Genomic DNA, 19,737 nt, shown 5'->3' with positions numbered 1-19,737 from the left:
CGAGGCTCATTCAGAGGAGGCGGCCCGAGCGCCTCGACCGGGGCCTCGAGGACAGGCGCATCATGGAGACCCAGAATCTCCTCCTCGACGAGTACATCTCGCTCAGTTCGGCGCAGCCGCAGCAGCGACCGCATCCCATGACGCCTCGTGCGTCCACCTGCGTTCTCACGACGGCACTTCAGGAGCTTGCGGCTCGCAACATCAGGGGTGAGTGCTGCAACAAGTGACGCTCCCACGAGCGCGCCGACGAAGGCATGACGTAGCTCAGCGCAATGAACGCGATGATGAAGATCGCCGACGGCCAGCGTCCGGCCTGTGCTTCGAGGATCACGGCGATGGTGCCGACGACGATCCGGATCCGCCAAGCGAACTGAACCAGCGGGAGCCAAGCAAGGCGGCGTCCGATGGCGTGGGCGAGGCCGCGGACGAGGTCCCAAGGGATGGTCCAGAACGTCCAGAGCAGGTCGAAGCGGGTGTGGCCGTGGCGGAGACATCCGAAGCCCTGGGCGATCATCGCGGCGACCTGATGGGCGGCCACCTGGTTGGTGCAGTAGGCGGCCACGACGTCCTTGCGCAGGAGGACGTGCTGGCGTCCGGCCGTTCCGACGAGCGGTCCGTGACTGACGATCCGCAGCCGGACGCCGTCGGCGTCCAAACGGCGGGTGGCGATCCGCCGCGCCACGGCCAGATGCGGCGCCTCGGCGGGAGTGGCACGGCGGGCCCGGTACAACACCCGAACGGTCAGATCCTCGCCGAGCCCGGCCGCGAGCACCGCGGCGAAGATCAAGCCTCCGACCGTGAGCACGAAGCCGGCGACCGGCGGAAGCAGGGCGATGATCACCAGCCAGAGCAGGCTGGCGATGATGAGGTCGGGGATCACGACGGCGGCCTTGAGCAGCACGCCTAGGGCGTTGGCGCGCGGCGGCACTGTCGTGATCGGGTCGCTCATCGTGGGTCGTCCCCGTCGTCGAAGAGGGTGGGATCCCCCTCGTCTTCGTCGTGGTAGCCCTGCTCGCTGATGGCAGCCTGCGCGGCTTCGAGGAGTTTGCCGAGCTCGGCGGCCTTCCGGAGGGCCTGGTTCAGCAGGAGGGTGGCCTCGAGGACCGAGTCGGCCGGGGCCCGAGCGTCGTAGACCCGGTACAGCCCCAGCGACTCCTGAAGTCCGCGCGTCATCTGGGCCAAGGCCTGCGGCAGGAAGTGGCCGACGCCCTTGAGTTCGCCCAGGACGCGGTAAAGCGTGGGCGCCGGGATGGGACCGTGGTCCGTCAGGTGGTTGATCGCCCGGATGGACTCGCAGGCCACCTCGGGCCAGCCGGCCACGTACTCACCCTGGTCGTAGTGGCCGACCAGGCAGCGGCCGCCGGAGATCGACGGCGTCGACCCGGCGTTGAACACCCGCTGGTCGGCCCGCCGGCGCAGCATTGAAGCCCGCCAGGACGAACTCGCCGTCGAGTTCCAGGCCACCCACGGGCGTCCGCCGACCCCGATCGAGACCCTCGCCCTGGCCCAACAGGCCAACCTCGAGACCCGCGACGCGAAGCACGAACCCCGCACCCTTGCCGAGCAGCGCACCGCTTGGCGCACCCAGGCCGAAGCCGTGCTGGGTGGCCCGGACGGCATCGGTCGCATGCTCCACACCGCCCTCCACCCCACGCGCGCCAGCGCCCCCACCTTGGATGAGGCCTGGTTCACCCGCACGGCCGCGAGCATCGTCGCCACGGTCGAGGGCTCCCGGGCGACCTGGCAGGCCTGGCACGTCCGCGCCGAAGCGCAACGCCGCGCCCGTGCCGCCAGCATCCCCACCGCCCAACTCGACGCCGCCGTGGAACGGCTCGTCGCGACCGCGCTGGGCGAGCACTCCCTTCCGCTCGCCGTCTCCGCGGAAGCGATCGCCGAACCTGCAGCGTTGCAGCGCGTGGACGGCCAGTCGGTCTACACGGTGGCGGGGGCTGAGTTGTTCACCTCACCGCGGATCCTCGCCGCCGAGCAACGGCTCGTGGACGCGGCCGGACGCCACGACGGCCGCACCGTCGACCCGGCCACCGTCGAGGTCGCTCTACTGGAGACGGCGGCGAACGGGGTCGAGTTGAACGCCGGGCAGGTAGCGCTCGTCCGGGCGATGGCGTGCTCCGGGGCACGGGTCCAGGTCGCGATCGCACCAGCCGGGTCGGGCAAGACTACCGCCATGCGCGCCCTCTCGTTGGCGTGGCAGCAGGCCGGCGGCACCGTGGTCGGCCTCGCCCCCTCCGCGGCCGCGGCCGCCGCCTTGGGCTCCCAGATCGACACCCACACCGACACTCTCGCCAAGCTCACCTGGTCCATCGACCACGACGACCTGCCTGACTGGGCCGCCCGAATCGGGCCCAGCACGCTGGTCGTGATCGACGAAGCAGGCATGGCCGACACCCTCTCCTTGGATGCCGCCGTCGGGCACATCCTCGAACGTGGGGCGAGTGTCCGGCTGGTCGGTGACGACCAACAGTTGGCGGCGATCGGCGCCGGCGGCGTCCTGCGTGACATCGCCACCCGCCACGGAGCCGCCCGGTTGAACGAACTCGTCCGCTTCGCCGACCCCGCCGAAGGCGGCGCCAGCCTCGCCCTCCGCGATGGGAACCCCGAAGCACTCGGCTTCTACCTCGACCACGACCGCGTCCACGTCGGCGACCTGGCCACGATCACCGACGACGTGTTCGACGCCTGGCAAACCGACCGAACCGCCGGCCTGGACACGATCATGCTCGCCCCCACCCGCGACCTCGTCGCCGAGTTGAACACCCGCGCCCGCCACCACCGCCTCAACGGCACCCTCCCCAGCCACGAAGTCGAACTCGCCGATGGGCTGTCCGCTTCGGTCGGCGACGTGATCATCACCCGCACCAACGACCGCCGACTCCGCGTGTCCGCGACCGACTGGGTCAAGAACGGCGACCGCTGGAGCATCACCGCCCTCCCCGGCGACGGCAGCGTCCGCGCCCTCCACACCCGCAGCCGACGCAGCGTGGTCCTGCCCGCCGACTACGTCACCACCTCGACCGAACTCGGCTATGCCTCCACCGTGCACACCGCCCAAGGCGTGTCCGTCGACACCATGCACGGCCTCGCCACCGGGACCGAAGGCCGCCAGCAGCTGTACACGATGCTCACCCGCGGACGGCACGCCAACCACGTGTACCTCCAGGTCGTCGGCGACGGCGACCCACACACTGTCATCCGCCCCGAGACCGTCCACCCGTTGACGGCCACCGATGTCCTGGAACAGATCCTCGCCCGCGACACCGCCCCCATCTCAGCGACGAGCCTTCAACAGCACCTGGGTGACCCGCGCGTCCGGCTCGGGGAGGCCGTCGCCCGCTACACCGACGCCCTATCGGCGGCCGCCGAAGACGTCGCCGGCGACCTCGCCGTCCATGCGCTGGAACGCCAGGTCGACCACGCACTCCCCGGCGTTCCGTGGTGCGACGCCTGGCCCGCGCTCCGCGCCCGCCTGCTCCTGATCGCCGCCGACGGCCATGACCCCCTCACCGAACTTCGCCGCGCCGCCACCGAACAACCGTTGACCGGTGCCGGGGATCCGGCCGCCGTCCTCGACTGGCGCCTCGACGCCACCGGACTACGCGGCAGCCGACCCGGGCCGCTGCCCTGGCTCCCCGCCGTCCCGAACAGACTGCGGGAACACCCCGAATGGGGTCCCTACCTGAACGCCCGCGCCCGCCTGGTCAGCGAACTCGGCGACACCGTCCACCAAGAAGCGCTCACTGCGGGGCGGACGCCGGCCTGGTTAGCGTCCATCCTCGGACAGCCCACCGGACAAACTATCGCCGAGCTCACCGTCTGGCGCGCCGCGATCGGCGTCCCCGACACCGACCTGCGCCCCACCGGCGAACGCCAATTCCCGAAAGCAGCCGCTCGCTGGCAACGCCACCTCGACCGCCGCCTTACTGGTGACCGCCAACCCGCGATGGCTGAGTGGGGACCCCTCCTGCGCCACCTCGAACCGCGCCTCGCTGGGGACGGCTTCACCTCCACCCTCGCCAGCCGGCTCGCGCACCTGTCGGCGTCCGGACTCAACGCCCGCACTCTGCTCCACGCAGCGGCCGGTGAGGGAAACCTGCCCGACGACCACGCCGCGGCCGCCCTGTGGTGGCGCATCGCCCGCCACCTCACCCCCGCCGCCCTCGACACCGACCAACCCCTCACCCCCGCCTGGACCACCACCCTCGCCGACACACTCGGCACCGAACGCGCCAACGAACTGCAGGCCAGCCGCTGGTGGCCCGCCCTCGTCACCGCCGTCGACCACGGCATCCGGCAAGGCTGGACCCCCACCGACCTCCTCAGCGTGGGCGCCGGCAACAACCAGCAGGTCGACGACTGCCTCGCCCTCGTCTGGCGCATCTCGACCCTCACCGACCCCCACAGCTCGTTCGACCAGGAACCCGAACCTCCGCACCCTGCCGAGGAACCACCCGCCGACCTGTGGCACGGCCACGAACCCACCAACCCGATCCTCATCGGCGACCCGGACGAAGCTGTCGCGCCGATCGCCGTCGACACCCTCGACGCCGAACCGTGGGACGCCAACCCAGACGATTTGGACGCGGGGGCAGGGCTGGCGTTGCAGGTGATGATCCGCGACACGATGGGCCTCCCCGAGCCCACCGAGCACGACCTCCACAAGATGTTCGAACGCGCCGACGCGTGGCGCGACTGCCCCTCCACCCCCGAACGCCTCGCCCACATCAACCAGCTCACCGCCAGCTTCTACGCCGACCGTCTCCCGGGATCGTGGGCCCGGCCCTACCTCGAATCACGGTTCGGCATCGACCTCACCGGACACCCCGACCTGCACCCCGGCTACGCCCCCGCTGGCTGGACGACCCTCGTCGGTCACCTCCACCGGCTCGGCGTCACCGACGAGGAGATGCTCGCCGCGGGGGTCGCCACCCGGGCCTCAACCGGCCGACTCATCGACCGGTTCCGCGACCGGGCCGTCTTCCCGATCCGGCATGACGGCGTCATCCTCGGCTTCGTCGGACGCCGCCACCCCGACCGCACCGACGACGACAAGGCCGGTCCCAAGTACCTCAACACCGGCGACACCCCCCTGTTCCACAAGGGCGACCAGCTCTACACCACCGGACCCCTCGGCCCCGGCGTCACCCCCGTCATCGTCGAAGGCCCCCTGGACGCCATCGCCATCACCCTCGCCACCGGCGGCACGTACGTCGGCGTCGCTCCCTTGGGAACCTCCCTCACCGACGACCAAGCCGCCCAACTCCGCCAGCACGGGCACCGGACGCCGATCGTCGCCACCGACGCCGACCTCGCCGGTCGCGTCGCCGCCGAACGCGACTACTGGATCCTCACCCCCCACGGACACGATCCCCGACACGCGGAACTGCCCGACGGCACCGACCCTGCCGACCTCGTCGCCACCGGAAGCGCGGGCGTCCTCGCCGCCGCGCTCAAGCGCGCGAGGCCGCTCGCCGACCAGCTCGTTGACGAACGCTTCGCGCACCTGCCGGCGAGCGAAGCGGCGGTCGACGCGCTCCGAGTCATCGCAGCCTCCCCACCCGAACGCTGGGAGACCGGCACCCAGGACGTTGCCGAACGCTTGAGACTGCCCGCCGGCCTGCTCCGCACGGCCCTCCACGACCTGGTCAATGCCTGGAACCAGGATCCGCGCGGTTCAGCCGCAATCGCCCTGCGTGACGTCACCCACGTCAAGACCCGGCTCGCGCACGCTGAAGCCGTAGGCGTTCACGAGCGCGTGACCAGCCGTCCCGGTCGCACCGCTGCCCATCCCGGCGACTCCCCCGTGCCGGCACGTGCCCCATCCCGTGGGGTCGACCGCTAGCCACGTTGGCGCCACATGGCTCGCCGATGACCGGTGGGGATCGGGGGAGACACGGCAGCAGCACCGCTGTTGCCAACGACCTGACAGCGGCAGATCCGCGCGTCGGCCGTTGTGCGCTGCGCGGCGTCCCCTTTCCGCGTCCTGCGCCGCGCGTGAGTACGCTAGGTCCGGTGTTCCCCCTCGTCTTGAAACCCACCGGCGAGCCATTCGACTCGATCACGCTCGCACAGGACTTCTTCTGGCTGCCTCCCGACACCCCCTGGGGGAATATGCAGCTCAAGCTAATGAAGATCGGGCAGAGGCTTTCCCACGCCAACCTACGGCTCAGCGAGTGCTATGGACATTGGGAGGTGTTTCGAAAGGCGATGCTCCCGGGAACGGTTGACCATTGCACTCTCCATTGGCTCACCGCCGAAGAAGCCGTTTCACTGCTTCGGCGCGCCTCAGACGAGTTGGTTACGCTCGTTTGGGTGCTGACGAAGCGACTCGACGACGGGGCATACCCCAACAAGCTCATCGTCGACTCCGTTTCCAGTTCCCTTACGCTCGGGTGGCCCATCTTCGAGACGCATCGTTGGCTCTTGGAGACGCTTAATAGCGTTTCCAACGCCCACAAGCACTCCTTCCTCCAGTCTGACCTGAATGTGGTTGGTGCACTTGAGCCGTGCGTGGCATCGCTCTCTGTCACGCGCAACAAGCTCGGATCAAGCCCGACCTTCAAGAACGTCTCCCTGCATCATCTCGTGGGTGCCTACAACGGGTTCCTCAAAGACGCCTGGGAACGCCTTCGAGACCTCTCGGAGGATCTGAGCCTTGCGGATGGAGGCAACCAACATGGCGTCCACCAGGGCGGGCGCCCTGAGTCGTGACTGCATCTGCAAAGGCAAGGTCCATACCGCCTCTGGACCGATCCAAGCGTGCACCTGACGCTCAGCCCGCAGCGGCATGATCGGATGCCCCCTCCTTCGACGGCGGGGCGTTCAGTAAAGAGGGCCGGGCCGCTGCACACCAGACACGGGAATGACGACGGGGCGGCGTAGCCCCGCCGTGGTGTGCTTATGTAGGGCCGTGACCAGCAGCGAAGCCACCACCGATCGGCCCCGGATGTCGCCCTATGAGGCGAAGGCGTGGACCGAGCTCGACGAGTTCTGGCAGCGCAAGGCAAGCCGCCGTAGCCTCCCCCCGAAAGCCGAACAAGCTAAGGATGCCGCGGTCGCGAGGATCAAAGAGGCCGCCACAGCGACTCGCGGATACATCAGCGCTGTCACTCCGCAGCCCGTCAAGGACATTGGCGGCATCGTCATAGACCGAGCACTGGAGCCGACCGCGGAGGCGGCACTCGGATTGATCGAGTGGGTCACTGAAACTGTCCAGGAGTTCAGTGACCCTGAGGCGATCTACGCTCACCACCGCGATCAAGGCCGCCCAGTCGCGAGCCTGACCGACCTGCGAGAACTAGACTTGGAAGACCTCGACGAAGTCACGCGCGGCTTCGTGTGGCGGTGCCGCACCACCGGTGTCGTGGAGGGGGCCGCGCTTGGGCTCATCACCTTTGTCCCCATCGCAGGGTCGGTGGCAGCTATCGGTCTCGACCTGATCATCATGCACGCACTGTCCACCGCGATCGCCACTCGCGCCGCGCACGCCTACGGACTCGACCCCGCTGGGGACGCCGGACGCAACCATTTGGACCGCATGATCCGCAAGGCTTGGACGGCCCAAGCACCCAAGGCAGGCACCGTCAAGGGGGCGAGAGATGCCTTCGTCGAGGGCGCGGGACGGGTGCGCTGGAGCGACAAGTTCCGCAACGATCACCGCATTGCTGCTGCGGTCGAGAAGCTACTGAAGCAAGTGAGCAACGGGCAACACATCCCGATCGAGAAGGTCGTGGCCAAGATGCCCGCGATCGCGGTCGTCACCTCCGCTGGAATCAATGGCACGGTGCTGGGATCGCTGGCCAAAACCTCCGTGCGCTACAGCCAGACGATCCACCTCGCTCAGAAGCACAACCTGGCACTTCCGCCCAACCTGACCTAGGTCATCTCGACCTTCTCCGAAAGCATCCCATTCTGTAGATGGTTGGCATGATGGTGATCCACGACCGGCGGCATTTGCGGACGTTGCGACGAGAGAACACAAGCGGCAATTTGCGCTCGGAGGCTGCTCACCGCCTCTGGGACGGAAGGGCCGCGTGCCGTCTGCTGTGGGGATGCGAAGCAGGGCACACTCGTTTCACACCCTCAGCATGGAGGCACGGATGGAACATCGTTCATTGCGACTTGTGACCCTGATCGTCACGCTGGCGATCGCCGCATCGTCATGTACCGCGCCCAGCAGTGGAACATCTGGGAGCAGCACCCCCACTGGAGGGCCTCAGGTGTCCGCGACGACAGATCCGGTAGACGCCACACCAGCCGGCCGTCTACCAACTGACCGTGTGTGGCCAACACTGAGTGGTCTGGCCGGCGGCTGGATTGCTGTGGATGGACAGCAGATGGGCCGCGACGGCCCGCAATCGACCAGCACCTTGATAGCTGCGCTCGGTGAGCCGGACGAGAAAGCAGACTCCGCGACCTGTGGTAGCAGTTCATTGCGGAACACGACATACCGCTGGGGTGACTTCTCCGTGGTGGTCCTGCACGAGGTAGACACCGGTGACGAGTATGGCGAGACCTACCCGCCCGGCTCGGTTTCCGGCTGGCGCATAGACCCGACGCTCGATGGTCGTCCGGGCTTGTCCCCGAACGCGACAGGACCCGCCGGCACAGCTATCGGTACGCCGCTCGCCATCCTAGAGACGCGCTTCGACAGTGAAGAGTGGGACTATGCGGGTGTCGAAGGTGACGCCGGCGACCGCGTGTTCTCCATCTTCGTCGGGGACACCACGGGGGCAATCTTCGAGCTCGATGACAATGATCACGTTGCTGCAATGTTGGCTGGCTATTCCTGTGGCCGCCGATGACTCCACTTCCAAGACGGTTCTCGCCGCGTCCGGCGCCAATCGATACACCCCGGGGAGGCCTCCTCCGAACAGCCGCGCTCTTAGAGCACTGCCGGCCAGCTGCCCGCAGCGCGGCATGAGCGGGTCTGCGCTTCGGGTACCGGCAGCCGACAGGCCACCCTCGCGCACCCTGCGGCAGAAGCGTACGTCGAAGGCTGGCTCCCCGGGTAGGGACGAGTACCACATGGCGCGTCGCCGACAGCTGTCCCCCTGACTGGGTCTCCGGTAGTCGTAGCATCCTGATGTGGCGCACATCGCCACGGAGTATCCGGGACGCGGCCCCATCGGAGCCGGTCTTTGAGAGGGTTTTCTCCATGGCAGCGACCACGATGCCCGACCTACGGTTCCTGGCGCCGGGTTGGAACGAGAACCGGTGGAGTGACCTGCTGGCCACCCTTGTGCTCACCGACCCGCACCCACTCGCCCAGTTCATCGGCGGTGCCATGGTCGATGACGTGAGGCGGGAGGTGTCTGTCGCCGGCACAGCCGTTCGGGGGGAGCGGTTGGACCTGCTGCTCATGGCGGGCGGCGAGCCCGCGGCCGCGATCGAGGTGAAGGTGCTGTCGGATCTCGGCCTCGACCAACTGCAGCGCTACGAGACTGCCTTCGCTGGCGCCGACTCGTACCACGTACTGCACTTGGCGGACCTGCCGGTGATGGTCCCTGCCCCGTGGCAGTCGCTCACCTGGGAGTCGCTCCTCGCCGCCTTCGCCACAAGTTCCAACTCGTGGGTGGCCCGGACTGCGCAGGCATGGCGCCGGCAGCTGGACGAGTTGGTCCCTCGGGTGGACGGGGCGACGGTGTGGAACGACGTCCCCGACGACGCCGCCGGGTTCGAGTTGGCCCTCCGGGCGCGGATAGCCTGGCTGGCCAGCCATCCGCCCACCGACCGGCTCCACAGCGACTTCGTCCAGTCATCCGGTGGCGGGCAGTGGGTACTCCGGCTCTGGAAGGACACCGTCGTGCCGAACCTGAGGGTCCAGGTCGAGGTCCAAGAAGGATTCAGCGCCTACGAGTGGCGTCCGCATCCAACTCGCCAATACCGGGATCGGGTCAAGGGCCCGGCTCCGTTGATCGGGCTGCGCTTGAGCGACACCGACACCTCGGAGGCCTTCGACTGGGAGCTGCTGAAGAAGGTGTTTGAAGCCACCGTGCTGCCAGACGGGGACGCATCCCACTCCCCATGGCCTTGGCAACGTACTCCCGCCCGCCCGAACCACCCGATCGACCGACGTGGGTGGCAGTCGATTGTGGACGCTGGCAGCGCACCTTGGCTGGGCAAAGGGTTCGGCATGGCGGTTGCGAAGCAGAAGTACCGCGAGTGCCTCTTTGGCGCGCGCATGCAGTTCGCGCCAACGCTCACGCTGGACGCCGTCCGCACCGAGATTGGAAAGCTCGAGGACCTGGTCCTGTCGATGGTTCAAGCCGTGTCGGACTCGACATAGCAGTTCGAGAGGCGACAGCTAGCTTCCAGAGCCGCCAGCGATGCTGAAACGATCTTCCTACCAGCGGCATGATCCGATGTGGGATTTCGGAACGCCTCATCCGTACAGGCTCGAGCCTCCACAGGAGCTTCTGCTCCCGGCAGTCGCCTCAGTCGACGAGCTCTCCTGCTGCCCGCTCCGCGGCCTTCTTTCGGTAGTAGTCGACCACCTTCGGCCCCTTAGAGTTGCGTGTGCGCGGTCTCGCGCCGCCTTCGATTCGTTCGGCGTAGTCCTGAAGTCGACGCGCGTTGTTTCCGGACCATCCGTTTGCCACGGCCCAACCGCTCAGGAGATCGCCTTCAAGCCGATACCCGGCGTCGTGCAGCGCCAGGAAGGACCCCACGACTTGGTCCTTCTCGTAGCCCGCACTGATAGTGTTGTTGTGGTTCACAGTCATCGTGAGGCTGCGCAGGGCCTCCTCGACCACCGGATCCAGCGCAGGAGACAGGTGATCCCACAGGCTGTTGTCGCCGAGGATCGCGGGCTTCACCTGGGTCACCCAAGGTCGAATCGTGTCGGCGTCCCAGGCGATCACGCAGAGCGCCCGAACCTTGTTGTGGTTCCAGGTAAGGAACTCCCCAATGTCCGCCGGATCCGGCCACGCCATCAGCACCGGACCGGAGCCGCGCACATAGGACCCGCCTCGCGCGGTGACATGGTCCACGTCGCGGTATCCGTCGACGAACCTGCTAAGAATTCTGTTGTGGCCTAGATTCTGCTTCTGGCGTGTCCAGACGGTCACACGGTCCCCGTCCTCCCTATGCGCGGCGCACCAGCCGATAGCCGTCCTCAACGCCTCGTCATCATGGCTGGCGACGGCGATAGGAAAGCTCGTTTCATAGTTGAACATCAGATCCCTCCGTGGTCTCTCGCTACTTCGACAGCCACGGTAACGAGCGCCACTGACAGTACGAATGCCCTCAGCACGAAGGCTCCAGGAGGCACGGCGAAACCTGGCCTCGCACTAGAAACATTGAACATCGGCGCAGTCGGAGCCGCCTGCTGACAGGCAACCCTCACCAAAGCACCCAACGCCCGCTAGTGACTGTCTGGGCCGCTCCGTACGGGACTGTGACGGCGCTCATTGAAACTCCCCACTTCTGCTCATCGAGGTTCCCCACCCTGGGTCGCTCCGCCGCATGAGGCGGGCCTCCCTCGATGCTGGTGGTCTCTGACCACACACCAGCCTTCGAGGGAGGCCCGTTGCTCATGCTCTCAGAGAGGAGCAGCGTGGAGATTCACGCTCTGAAAGAACAGGGGTGGACGATCAGCGCGATCGCCCGCCACACCAATCACGACCGCAAGACGATCCGCGCCTACTTGGCCGGCGAACGACAGCCCGGCGTCCGCGTCCAGGCCCGCCCGGACCCGTTCGAGCGGTTCGTCGACTACGTCACCGAACGGCTTCGTGAGGACCCCCACCTTTGGGCACAGACGCTGCTCGACGAGTTGCGTCCACTTGGGTTCAAGGGGTCGTATTCGACGTTGACGCGGCAGAAGCGCGCGTTAGGGAAGTAGTGCGCCTCCCAGACCCGCGATGCGCCATTAGCCCTTCATTGCCTGCACCTCTGGATCGACTGCGACACGCGAAGATGTGGATGTGACCGACAAGACACCCGCATACCTCCGCCGGACCATCGAATCGCTCGAACGGTTTCAGGAGTCGTTCGAGGCCTTCATGGAACTCCACGAGGAGGGAAGCATGAGTGGACCAGGGCTCGGCTACCTTCCCACGTGTTGGCCCAAAGAGGGGGCAGACGCGAACGAAGCCGCTAAGAGAACGGATGCGGTCGCACGGCGCGCCGGGGAGTGCTCATCGGTGGCCGAGCTGACGGGGGCGCACATGGTGGTGCAGGGAGTCGGCGTCGTGGACCCGTTCTCCAACTGGGACACGATGCTGCGACCGAAGGCGTTCCTCTACCCGAGTGAACTCAGAAGGATCATCGCCCGATCCTTGGGAGTGTTGTCCACGATGATGGCGGAGGCCGAGGAGGCGGAGAAGTCCGTGGCGCTTCCGGTTCTGGGGCCAGCCTCGTTGCACCCCACCGTATGGAACGCTGCCGCTCCATTCTGGACCATGCACCAGCTGCGAGCAGCTGTTCAGGCGGCAGCTGACGCCGTCGTAAGCGCCGCCAAGGGGCTGGGTGTGCGAAATGACATCGCTGACACCTCCATCTGGCAGCAGCTGTTCTCTGTAAACGAGCCGGCCCCTGGTCGCCCTCGCCTTCGTTGGCCAGGGGACCCAGAAGATCGCGACGTGAAGACGATGCAGGACGGCCTACGCCAGTTCGCGCCAGGGGTGCAGATGACGGTTCGCAACCCGGCAACCCACAGGCAAGGTGTGCTCACCGAGCAGGAAGCGTTTGAACTCCTCGCAACGCTCTCGCTGCTCTCCCGTTTCATGGAGAGATGCGAGGTGCGCTCAGCCGAGTCAGGCGAACCGAAGACCGACATCGGGCCCCAAACCAACCCAGCAAGGAGCCCATTGCCAACGTGACCGCGGCATTTAGGGCGGTCGGGCTCGGGTGGCAGCCAGACGAAAGGCTACCCTCGCACACCGCGGCAGATCAGTGCGTTCGTTGGGGGTGTCCAGCTGCCCTTCGGAACCCGCCAACGCCTTCCGAGTGCTTGATGATCCACGCCGGCTGAGCGCCTCGGCGATCTGTTCGTAGGTCGTTGCCCTCACCGTGTCCGCTAGCCCCCAGGGCGGAAAGCCAGCATGATGGTCACCAAGATGCCCGCCACCGTGGCAACCAGCGTGAAGACGGCCACCCACAACGTTCGCCGTGCCACCTTGGTGGCCTCCGCGTTGGCCAGCTTGGCTGCTTCATTCTGCGCCAACAAAGTGCCCGCGATGGCCTCCAGGGTCTCCACGGTTTGTTCACCAAGTTGAGCCGAGCGGACCAGCGGCGAGTCGCTGAAATCGAGGTCCAGTTCAGGGGGCTCCCACAGCGGGATCCGATCGGGCACCTTAACCCAGCCCTCGACCAGCCCGCGGTTCACCGTCGGCTTGATCGAGTCCGTCCACTGCTTGTTCATCCCCTGAACCAGCGACTCCCCGAGGTTCAACTTGGGCATGAACGACTCGGTCATCTTCTTGATCATGGGTTGAAGTTCGGCTGACAGCAGCTTTCCGGTCTCCACCGCGTCGGCGTGCCGGGGGTGGTCGGGGTCCTTCTCGGCCTCGATGAGTTCCTTCAACGTCATGTCAGCGCCCGGACCCCGGTCCCGCTTCGCCGCCTCGTCGCGGATGTCGTCCAGGCGGATCGTTCGGCGGCGCCGACCCCTGTCGGGGCTGTCCGTCGACTGGTCCTCAGGCTCACGTTCGCCCCCGTGCTTCGGGGGTGTGCCGTCCGCTTCGTCGTGTTCCCCAGTCACGCCGTCCGCGCCCTCCGTCATCTCTTGGCCTCCATCCATACCCTGAGGCCCAGTATGAAGGGTCGCCCTGCGTGAGGCTCAGCAATTAGCCTAATGAACCCTCGATAGGGAAACGGAACTGCGCACCCCGGTGCAGCAGAAGAGGTTGCGGACTTCCCAGCCGGAGGCTATCGTCCGCGGCGCGGCAAAGTAGTGCGTTGAGGCAGCCCTACCTGAGGAGGCGTTTCCGGGTCGCCTCCGCGAGCTCTTCGATCGCACGCCGCGCGAGTCCGGACACCCTGGGCACAAGGCCGCCTACTGGGCCACGGAGGCGATCCACCACTACCCTGACAAGCGAGTCGTCACCGAGGCCGGCACCAAGTGACCGAGCCTCCATAGATCCCGCGGCGATTCAGAACAGGGGGCGGAGCCGGATGGCTGGAGCACGACCGATGGGCCCCGCACGGCGGCACCTGCCTTCCCTGTGGCTACTCGCCGTCGGCGTCGCGTGTCTCAGTGGCGCGTTTGCGATCTTCCCCAGGAGCGATATCCCTACGCGCCCACGACCGGTGCAGGTCGTCGTGATGAGTCCTCTCCAACTGACGTCAGCCACCCTTGAGGTGAGACCCGATGAAGGCGCGAGGAGTACGAGGGACTCCGACAAGTGGCTCGTCACCTTGGCCCTTACTGGGTATCAGGACCCCCGGCTGGCCAACGATTCGGCAGAGGTCACCGTCTATTTCCCCGACCAGCCTCAGCTGTCCTTCTCCTGCCCGGACTATTGCAGCAAACCCGATTACTCTTCCATCGGTGCCCACAGCTCCCCCGCCGACCAAGGGGTCATGACTTCGTTCGATCTTCACAGAGACTCCAGCTATAGGGACGCCAATTACCGCGTTGGAAGTATCGATATTCGGGTATCTGGCACACGTGGTCTCCCTATATTCAGATGCACTCCCGCGGAGTGCCGGGGGGTGGTGCCGCGAATCTTCGGTATCCAGATGTCCGCGTGGGATGACCAAGAGGAGTACGCTGACGGTTCCGCAGAGGTGCGTCTTCAGGCAGATGATCTCGTCCGGTATCGGTGGGATGGAGCGTCGCTAGACGCATCGTCCGGGACCCTCTACATGAGCAGCACGTTGGACTACACGAGTCGGGAGCCCAATTACGCGGGCGCCCAGGTGGATGGGGTCAACACGAGTGAGGCTAGGTCCGCTTCGGACCTAACATTCTGGTCAGGCTTGTTGGTCGGACTGGCGGGTGGAGCATTGATCGGGGCAGTTCAACTCTTCTTGACTTCGGCCCCCACAACCAAGACGCATCGCTCATGAGGAGCACGGCGTGCCGTTGGCAAGGTGAGAGACCAGTCAGCTACCGGCGCCGAGAGCCAATCGACGACTCGGATCTGGCCTCCGGGGGATGTCAGGCATTCTCGTCTGTCGACGCACGACTTTGGACACCGTGGCATCGGCATCGGCATCTGCGGACGTCCGACTCTCGGCAGTTGCGTACGAGTTCGCGCCTCGACCGGCGCGTCTCGTTGGGATCACTACGAATCCCGACCGTGTCGCCCCACGCCGTCCGAGCGTCACCGGCCCCTCGAAGTAGGCGGCCGCCTGGGCGCGCCAGTGAAGCCTCAATAGCACCAGCGACTCCTCAAGGAACCGGGCTTCGACTCACCATCTAGGGGTGATCAGAGTCGGGATCCGCGAACGCCTACTCCAAGCCGATGCCCGCCTGCTCCAAGACCAGTCGGTGCGCCTGGTGCACGAGGATGCTCGTGAGCATGTAGTCCCCCGGGGTGTTGGTCGGCAGGGATCCCACTCGCCACAGCAGCGAGGGCCATCCGTAGCCATGCGCAAAGCCGCTGCCTACGTTGAATATCCACAGTAGGTGCCGCTCGATGTCGGTGGCCTCGTCCTGCCGCTCCCGGGCCAGCACCTGGGCACTGACCGTCGCAACGTCCTGCAGCATCTTGGCGTCTCCGGGAGGCCGACCGTACTTCAGCATCTCCTTGGCCAGTCGCCGGCTTTCCGCGACCTCGGCTTCTGGCGGGAGATTGACGATCCCTGCTTTCCTGTAGGCGTCCGCCTCCTTGTACAACCTGTGAAGGCTGTCGGCCTCTTGGGCCATGACCGTGGTGGCTCGCTCCACACGACGCGACTCAGCGGTGTCCGGCAGTAGCGTGAACAGCACCCGACCGCTGGCAAGCAGGGCAGCCCGTAGGTCCGCCATGATCGATGGTGCCGCTCCTTCGCGCTGCTGCTGAGCAACCATCGCTATCTCTTCGAGGCAGACGTAGGCCGTCCACAGCCCCTCGAACAGGGTCCGCCGTAGATCCACTGGCCCTGAGGGAAGCTGCTCCAACAGCGTCGCCAGTTCTGACCCAGGCTGCGCCAGCTCGTCCCATGTCCGCGGAAGTCGATTCTGCATTTGCGCGATCTCGATCATATTCCCGTTGGCCCAGTCCACCGCGAATCGCTGATTACTACTTCCCTGAATACCGAACTCGAATCCGCTCATGTCCCAAGATTAGTGTCTCTTTCGTGAAGAGCCAGATTAGGTGCTCGTCACTTCAGTTCTATTCAGCACGTTTCCAGCGGCATGAGTTCGTGCGCAGGCAGCATGGTTCTGAGGATCGCATCTGCGGACGCCCGACTCTGGGCAGATCCGTGATGGCGCGTCTCGCTGGCGTCAGTCGTGGCAGTCGAGCAGCTCACCCGTGTCCGGATTCAAGAGCCTGAGCCGCGGTCGAGTCGGGGTGATCTGCTCGGAGGGACTCAGGTGTTGGACGTCGCCATCAAAGGCCTCGCGCCGTCTCTTGGCGTGGCCATCGCCTGTGTGGCGAACGTGACGGCTCCTCGCGGGCCAGGGTTGGTGGTCTTGATCGCAGTGGACCTTGAGGCGGGAGCGCAGGCGTTCGAGGAACCCGGGCAGGGTGTAGCGGTGCCACTCTTCGAGGGCGTTGGAGTCGAGGGCGACGCCGGCGCGCCGGCGCTGGTCGGCCATCACCGCGAGTTCGTGGACGATGTGAGGATGTAGGGGCCAGCAGGGCGGGATGGTGCCGTCGGGGTCCCACACGTACTCGTGGTTCACCCAGATGACGACGGCGTCGAGCCACGTCCAGAGTTCGGCCCGGAGTTGAGGGTTGCGGCAGGTGGGTGGGTCCCAGGGTTTGGGCAGCAGGTTGGGGTCGCCGATGGTGGCTTTCTGGTTGTCGCTGCCCTCGGCGGCCAGGTAGAGGTCGCGGCAGGCGGTGCCAAGTAACGGCCCCGGGGTAGGGAACGCGCGGACGAGCCCGGCGTCGGCGTCCGGCGTGGTGGTCATGGGATCCGCCTCTCGGCGACCAAGCCACCCCGTTGGGCGGCGACGAGGGCAGCGATGGCGCGGGCGTCCGCCGGTATCTGGCCATGCCGGACTGCGGCGACACGATCAAGGGCAGCGCGCTGGCGTTCGAGGAGGGCGCGTCCGGTGGGGCCGTCGATGCACCGGGTGAGTTTGGCGATGATGGGTTTGCTGTTCTCCGCGACGACGTGCACCCAGGTCGAGATCGCAGCGTCCAACGACTTCGACGTGACCGCGCCCACGTCCTCGTATCGGCCGCTCCGTCGTTCGGCGGGGATCATCGCGAACCGCTCCGTGCGGGCCTTGACAGCAGCCAGCACCGATCGAGGCGCCTGCAGATGGTCCCGGTCCTGCAGGAGTGGCAGGGACACCGTGGCCACGGCGTGAACGATCGAGACGACGTTGGCCTGTAAGCCCTCCAGAACAGCCCGGTCCACATCGGTGCACGCCGGTTTCTCGCCAACCAGCAGGTCCGCGATCAGCCCCAATCGGAGCGTCAGCTTGCCCACCGCCGGATCGGGCTTCAGGGACGCTGCTGCGGAACCGGTGTCGGCCGTGGCCTCGAGCACCCCTCGCCCGACTTGGCCCAACACCAACCGGACGGACCCCATGTCGTCCAGCCATGCCGGTTCCAGTGGCACCGCGTCCAGGACGTGGAGGGCTGCGGTCGCCAACCTGGGCCATACCGCCAGAACCTTCAGGCCGCGCTCGCCGTAGCGATTCTCGGCACGCCGGTCCTCGAGTTCCGCACACAGGTCCCAGGCGCGGGTGTGGACGTCGTCCAGCAGCATCCCGACCGTGGTGGTCATCGTGCTGCCCTCGCCCGCACCTCCTGTAACGCGGCCCACAAGGCCAGCGGCACCACCTGCCGCGCTGCGACCAACACATTGGACGCGGCGTCCAGCGACGCGATCGCGTCCAAGCCGGGATCGACTTGCTGTGGCACGACCCCGAAGTCACCGAACAGGCCCTCCAGGTCCAGACACTCCGCCGCCAGGAACAGCGATTCCCCGGTTGGGTCGTCCGCCGACACGAACGCGACCACCGCGCTCCGCACGTGACCCAGCGCCAACCCCAGTGCCAACAACTCGTCCATGCCGTCCCGCCCTTCCAGATGTCTTCAACATCCAGAAGTGAAATCAGGAGCGCTCCACGGACAGCTGCTCGAAGGGAGTGCGGGAAGGCTCGCGGAGAGGGTCAGCTCGGGCCCATGAAGATACACGGAAGATACACACGACGGGCATGAGAAAACCCCCTGCCTAGTGGGAGGGGGTTTCGAAGGGTGGGCCTAACTGGACTTGAACCAGTGACCTCCGCCTTATCAGGGCGGCGCTCTAACCATCTGAGCTATAGGCCCAACACGTCGTTGACGCAGTAACGGACCTTACAGCCTCCGAGGCGCTCGCTCAAAATCGGTGGCCAGCCTTGGCACAGGGGCCTGGGGTCGGGAGCGAGGGCCCTAGGGTGAGGGGCATGCGCGTAGCCCTCTTCGACTTCGACGGCACCCTTGTCAACAGCGGTCCTACCGTGATCGGTGCGGCTCGGGCGACGTTGGAGGCGCGCGGCTATCCGGTTCCGGACGCTGTGGCGATTCGTGGGTTTGTGGGGCCGCCGTTGCTGAACGGCATCACGCAGGTGCTGGGGGTTCCCGCCGAGGAGGCCGCCTCGTTTCGGGACGCCTACCGGGAGATTTACACCCAGACCATGACCCAGGCCGAGGTGTATCCGGGCGTGGAGGATGCTCTGCGCAGTCTGCTCGATGACGGGTGGACGCTGGCGGTGGCCACCTCGAAGCGGGAGGATCTGGCGCGTCGGATCGCTGAGGCCAAGGGTTTGGATCGGTACTTCACGGTGATCGCCGGGGCTGATCTGGCCGAGCAGCATGACAAGGCGTGGGTGATCGGGCAGGCGCTCGAACGGCTGGAGGCGGCCGGGGTGGACGCCTCCCAGGCGATCATGATCGGTGACCGTCACCATGATGTCGACGGCGCCGCAGCCCGGGGGCTGCGTTGTGTCTTCGTCACGTGGGGGTATGGCCCCGAATCCGAAGGCGCACCAGCGTCCGCAATCGCGCGCGACCCTGGCGCCTGCGTCGATGCGTTGCGCCAACTCGCCTCCACTGACGCCCTACCTCAGGACGCCGAACAGCACTCCTGACGTTAAGCTCCGGCCATGAGCCGGCCCTTTGCGAGCATCGTCGACGCTCCGCTACGAACCCAGTTGGACACCATCCTCGACGAGCACCGCGCGGCACTGGACGCCTGCCTCGACGGGCTCACCGAAGAGGAGGCGCGTCGTCGGCTCGTCCCCTCCCGCACCACCCTGCTGGGGCTGGTGAAGCACGCCACCTATGTGGAGCGGGTGTGGTTCGGCGAAGTGATCGGCGGCATCCCCCGCACCGAGCAAGGGTTACCGGCTGCCGTCGCCGACTCGTTCCTCCTCACCGAGGAGGACACCATCGCCTCCCTGCAGGCCGCGCACCGCGAAGCCTGTGCCGCATCACGGGACGCCGTCACAGGGATGACGCTGGACGATGTGGCCCTGGGCGGTCACCACGGCCCGCTCCCCCTGCGCTGGATCTACCCTCACCTGGTGCGCGAACTGGCCCAGCATTGCGGGCACGCCGACATTCTCCGCGAACAAATCCTGGCCGCCCGCTAGACGCCGACTCACGATGTCGGCGTCATGACACG

The 19,737-nt window shown here is 66.6% G+C and carries 17 protein-coding genes and 1 tRNA gene; 9 read left to right on the top strand and 9 right to left on the bottom strand.

The genetic code is table 11. The features are described from left to right. Positions 1-178 precede the first annotated feature (178 nt). Entirely contained in the window at positions 179-949 is a 771-nt protein-coding gene (locus C1706_RS06325) for a hypothetical protein (protein WP_129458367.1), read from the bottom strand. Next, on the bottom strand, positions 946-1,422 hold the full coding sequence (locus C1706_RS06320) for a hypothetical protein (protein WP_129458366.1): 477 nt from the start codon (positions 1,420-1,422) through the stop codon (positions 946-948). Before C1706_RS06320 ends, C1706_RS06325 begins: the two co-directional genes overlap by 4 nt. Here C1706_RS06320 and C1706_RS06315 point away from each other — a divergent pair. From C1706_RS06315 to C1706_RS06295, 5 genes are all read left to right on the top strand, one after another. Then, positions 1,388-5,857 carry an AAA family ATPase gene (locus C1706_RS06315; protein ID WP_129458365.1) on the top strand — a complete coding sequence of 1,490 codons (4,470 nt, stop codon included), beginning with the start codon at positions 1,388-1,390 and terminating at the stop codon, positions 5,855-5,857. The two genes, C1706_RS06320 and C1706_RS06315, sit on opposite strands and share 35 nt — an antisense overlap. A gap of 170 nt (positions 5,858-6,027) precedes the next feature. After that, on the top strand, positions 6,028-6,726 hold the full coding sequence (locus tag C1706_RS06310) for a hypothetical protein (protein ID WP_129458364.1): 699 nt from the start codon (positions 6,028-6,030) through the stop codon (positions 6,724-6,726). Between the two features lie 199 nt (positions 6,727-6,925). After that, the gene (locus C1706_RS06305) at positions 6,926-7,894 is read left to right on the top strand and encodes a hypothetical protein (RefSeq protein ID WP_164987458.1); all 969 of its coding nucleotides are present in this window, start codon (positions 6,926-6,928) and stop codon (positions 7,892-7,894) included. A 208-nt stretch (positions 7,895-8,102) separates the two neighbouring features. Further along, positions 8,103-8,819 (top strand): hypothetical protein, encoded by a 717-nt coding sequence (locus C1706_RS06300; RefSeq protein ID WP_129458362.1) that lies wholly within the window; start codon positions 8,103-8,105, stop codon positions 8,817-8,819. A gap of 353 nt (positions 8,820-9,172) precedes the next feature. Further along, the gene (locus tag C1706_RS06295; protein ID WP_129458361.1) at positions 9,173-10,303 is read left to right on the top strand and encodes a hypothetical protein; all 1,131 of its coding nucleotides are present in this window, start codon (positions 9,173-9,175) and stop codon (positions 10,301-10,303) included. A 148-nt stretch (positions 10,304-10,451) separates the two neighbouring features. On the opposite strand, the gene C1706_RS06290 is transcribed toward C1706_RS06295, so the two are convergent. After that, positions 10,452-11,084, bottom strand: a complete 633-nt coding sequence (locus C1706_RS06290; RefSeq protein WP_206661004.1) for a DUF1889 family protein — start codon at positions 11,082-11,084, stop codon at positions 10,452-10,454. Positions 11,085-11,572: 488 nt separating this feature from the next. Between C1706_RS06290 and C1706_RS06285 the strand changes: the two genes are divergently transcribed. Both C1706_RS06285 and C1706_RS06280 read left to right on the top strand, forming a co-directional pair. Beyond that, positions 11,573-11,860 (top strand): hypothetical protein, encoded by a 288-nt coding sequence (locus C1706_RS06285; RefSeq protein WP_206661003.1) that lies wholly within the window; start codon positions 11,573-11,575, stop codon positions 11,858-11,860. 349 nt (positions 11,861-12,209) lie between these two features. Next, a complete protein-coding gene (locus C1706_RS06280) occupies positions 12,210-12,839 on the top strand; it encodes a TIGR02391 family protein (protein ID WP_164987457.1) in 630 nt (209 codons plus the stop codon). Positions 12,840-13,036: 197 nt separating this feature from the next. Here C1706_RS06280 and C1706_RS06275 read toward each other — a convergent pair whose 3' ends face one another. The 6 genes from C1706_RS06275 to C1706_RS06250 form a co-directional block, all read right to left on the bottom strand. Beyond that, entirely contained in the window at positions 13,037-13,741 is a 705-nt protein-coding gene (locus C1706_RS06275; protein WP_129458358.1) for a hypothetical protein, read from the bottom strand. A 1,674-nt stretch (positions 13,742-15,415) separates the two neighbouring features. Further along, positions 15,416-16,222 (bottom strand): hypothetical protein, encoded by an 807-nt coding sequence (locus tag C1706_RS06270; protein ID WP_129458357.1) that lies wholly within the window; start codon positions 16,220-16,222, stop codon positions 15,416-15,418. Positions 16,223-16,393: 171 nt separating this feature from the next. Continuing rightward, positions 16,394-17,026 (bottom strand): hypothetical protein, encoded by a 633-nt coding sequence (locus C1706_RS06265; RefSeq protein WP_129458356.1) that lies wholly within the window; start codon positions 17,024-17,026, stop codon positions 16,394-16,396. Further along, positions 17,023-17,853, bottom strand: a complete 831-nt coding sequence (locus C1706_RS06260) for a hypothetical protein (protein WP_129458355.1) — start codon at positions 17,851-17,853, stop codon at positions 17,023-17,025. The genes C1706_RS06265 and C1706_RS06260 overlap by 4 nt, the downstream gene beginning before the upstream one ends. After that, complete coding sequence (locus tag C1706_RS06255; RefSeq protein WP_129458354.1) at positions 17,850-18,140, bottom strand: hypothetical protein; 291 nt, start codon at positions 18,138-18,140, stop codon at positions 17,850-17,852. The genes C1706_RS06260 and C1706_RS06255 overlap by 4 nt, the downstream gene beginning before the upstream one ends. A 187-nt stretch (positions 18,141-18,327) precedes the next feature. Continuing rightward, positions 18,328-18,401: transfer RNA gene (locus tag C1706_RS06250), tRNA-Ile, on the bottom strand. 116 nt (positions 18,402-18,517) lie between these two features. Between C1706_RS06250 and C1706_RS06245 the strand changes: the two genes are divergently transcribed. Next, complete coding sequence (locus C1706_RS06245; protein ID WP_129458353.1) at positions 18,518-19,201, top strand: HAD hydrolase-like protein; 684 nt, start codon at positions 18,518-18,520, stop codon at positions 19,199-19,201. A 15-nt stretch (positions 19,202-19,216) separates the two neighbouring features. Continuing rightward, on the top strand, positions 19,217-19,705 hold the full coding sequence (locus C1706_RS06240; RefSeq protein ID WP_129458352.1) for a DinB family protein: 489 nt from the start codon (positions 19,217-19,219) through the stop codon (positions 19,703-19,705). Positions 19,706-19,737 lie beyond the last annotated feature (32 nt).

This window comes from Propioniciclava flava (genome assembly GCF_004126535.1).
GTDB classification, from domain to species: Bacteria; Actinomycetota; Actinomycetes; order Propionibacteriales; family Propionibacteriaceae; genus Propioniciclava; species Propioniciclava flava.
The sequence above is the reverse complement of the archived record's forward strand: the minus strand, read 5'-3'. Positions and strand labels throughout refer to the sequence as shown.

Bases quoted from the DNA above. Each gene is read 5' to 3' on its own strand.
- C1706_RS06325 (WP_129458367.1), bottom strand. From the start codon at position 949: ATGAGCGACCCGATCACGACAGTGCCGCCGCGCGCCAACGCCCTAGGC.
- C1706_RS06320 (WP_129458366.1), bottom strand. From the start codon at position 1,422: ATGCTGCGCCGGCGGGCCGACCAGCGGGTGTTCAACGCCGGGTCGACG.
- C1706_RS06300 (WP_129458362.1), top strand. From the start codon at position 8,103: ATGGAGGCACGGATGGAACATCGTTCATTGCGACTTGTGACCCTGATC.
- C1706_RS06295 (WP_129458361.1), top strand. From the start codon at position 9,173: ATGGCAGCGACCACGATGCCCGACCTACGGTTCCTGGCGCCGGGTTGG.
- C1706_RS06275 (WP_129458358.1), bottom strand. From the start codon at position 13,741: ATGACGGAGGGCGCGGACGGCGTGACTGGGGAACACGACGAAGCGGAC.
- C1706_RS06270 (WP_129458357.1), bottom strand. From the start codon at position 16,222: ATGAGCGGATTCGAGTTCGGTATTCAGGGAAGTAGTAATCAGCGATTC.
- C1706_RS06265 (WP_129458356.1), bottom strand. From the start codon at position 17,026: ATGACCACCACGCCGGACGCCGACGCCGGGCTCGTCCGCGCGTTCCCT.
- C1706_RS06260 (WP_129458355.1), bottom strand. From the start codon at position 17,853: ATGACCACCACGGTCGGGATGCTGCTGGACGACGTCCACACCCGCGCC.
- C1706_RS06255 (WP_129458354.1), bottom strand. From the start codon at position 18,140: ATGGACGAGTTGTTGGCACTGGGGTTGGCGCTGGGTCACGTGCGGAGC.
- C1706_RS06245 (WP_129458353.1), top strand. From the start codon at position 18,518: ATGCGCGTAGCCCTCTTCGACTTCGACGGCACCCTTGTCAACAGCGGT.
- C1706_RS06240 (WP_129458352.1), top strand. From the start codon at position 19,217: ATGAGCCGGCCCTTTGCGAGCATCGTCGACGCTCCGCTACGAACCCAG.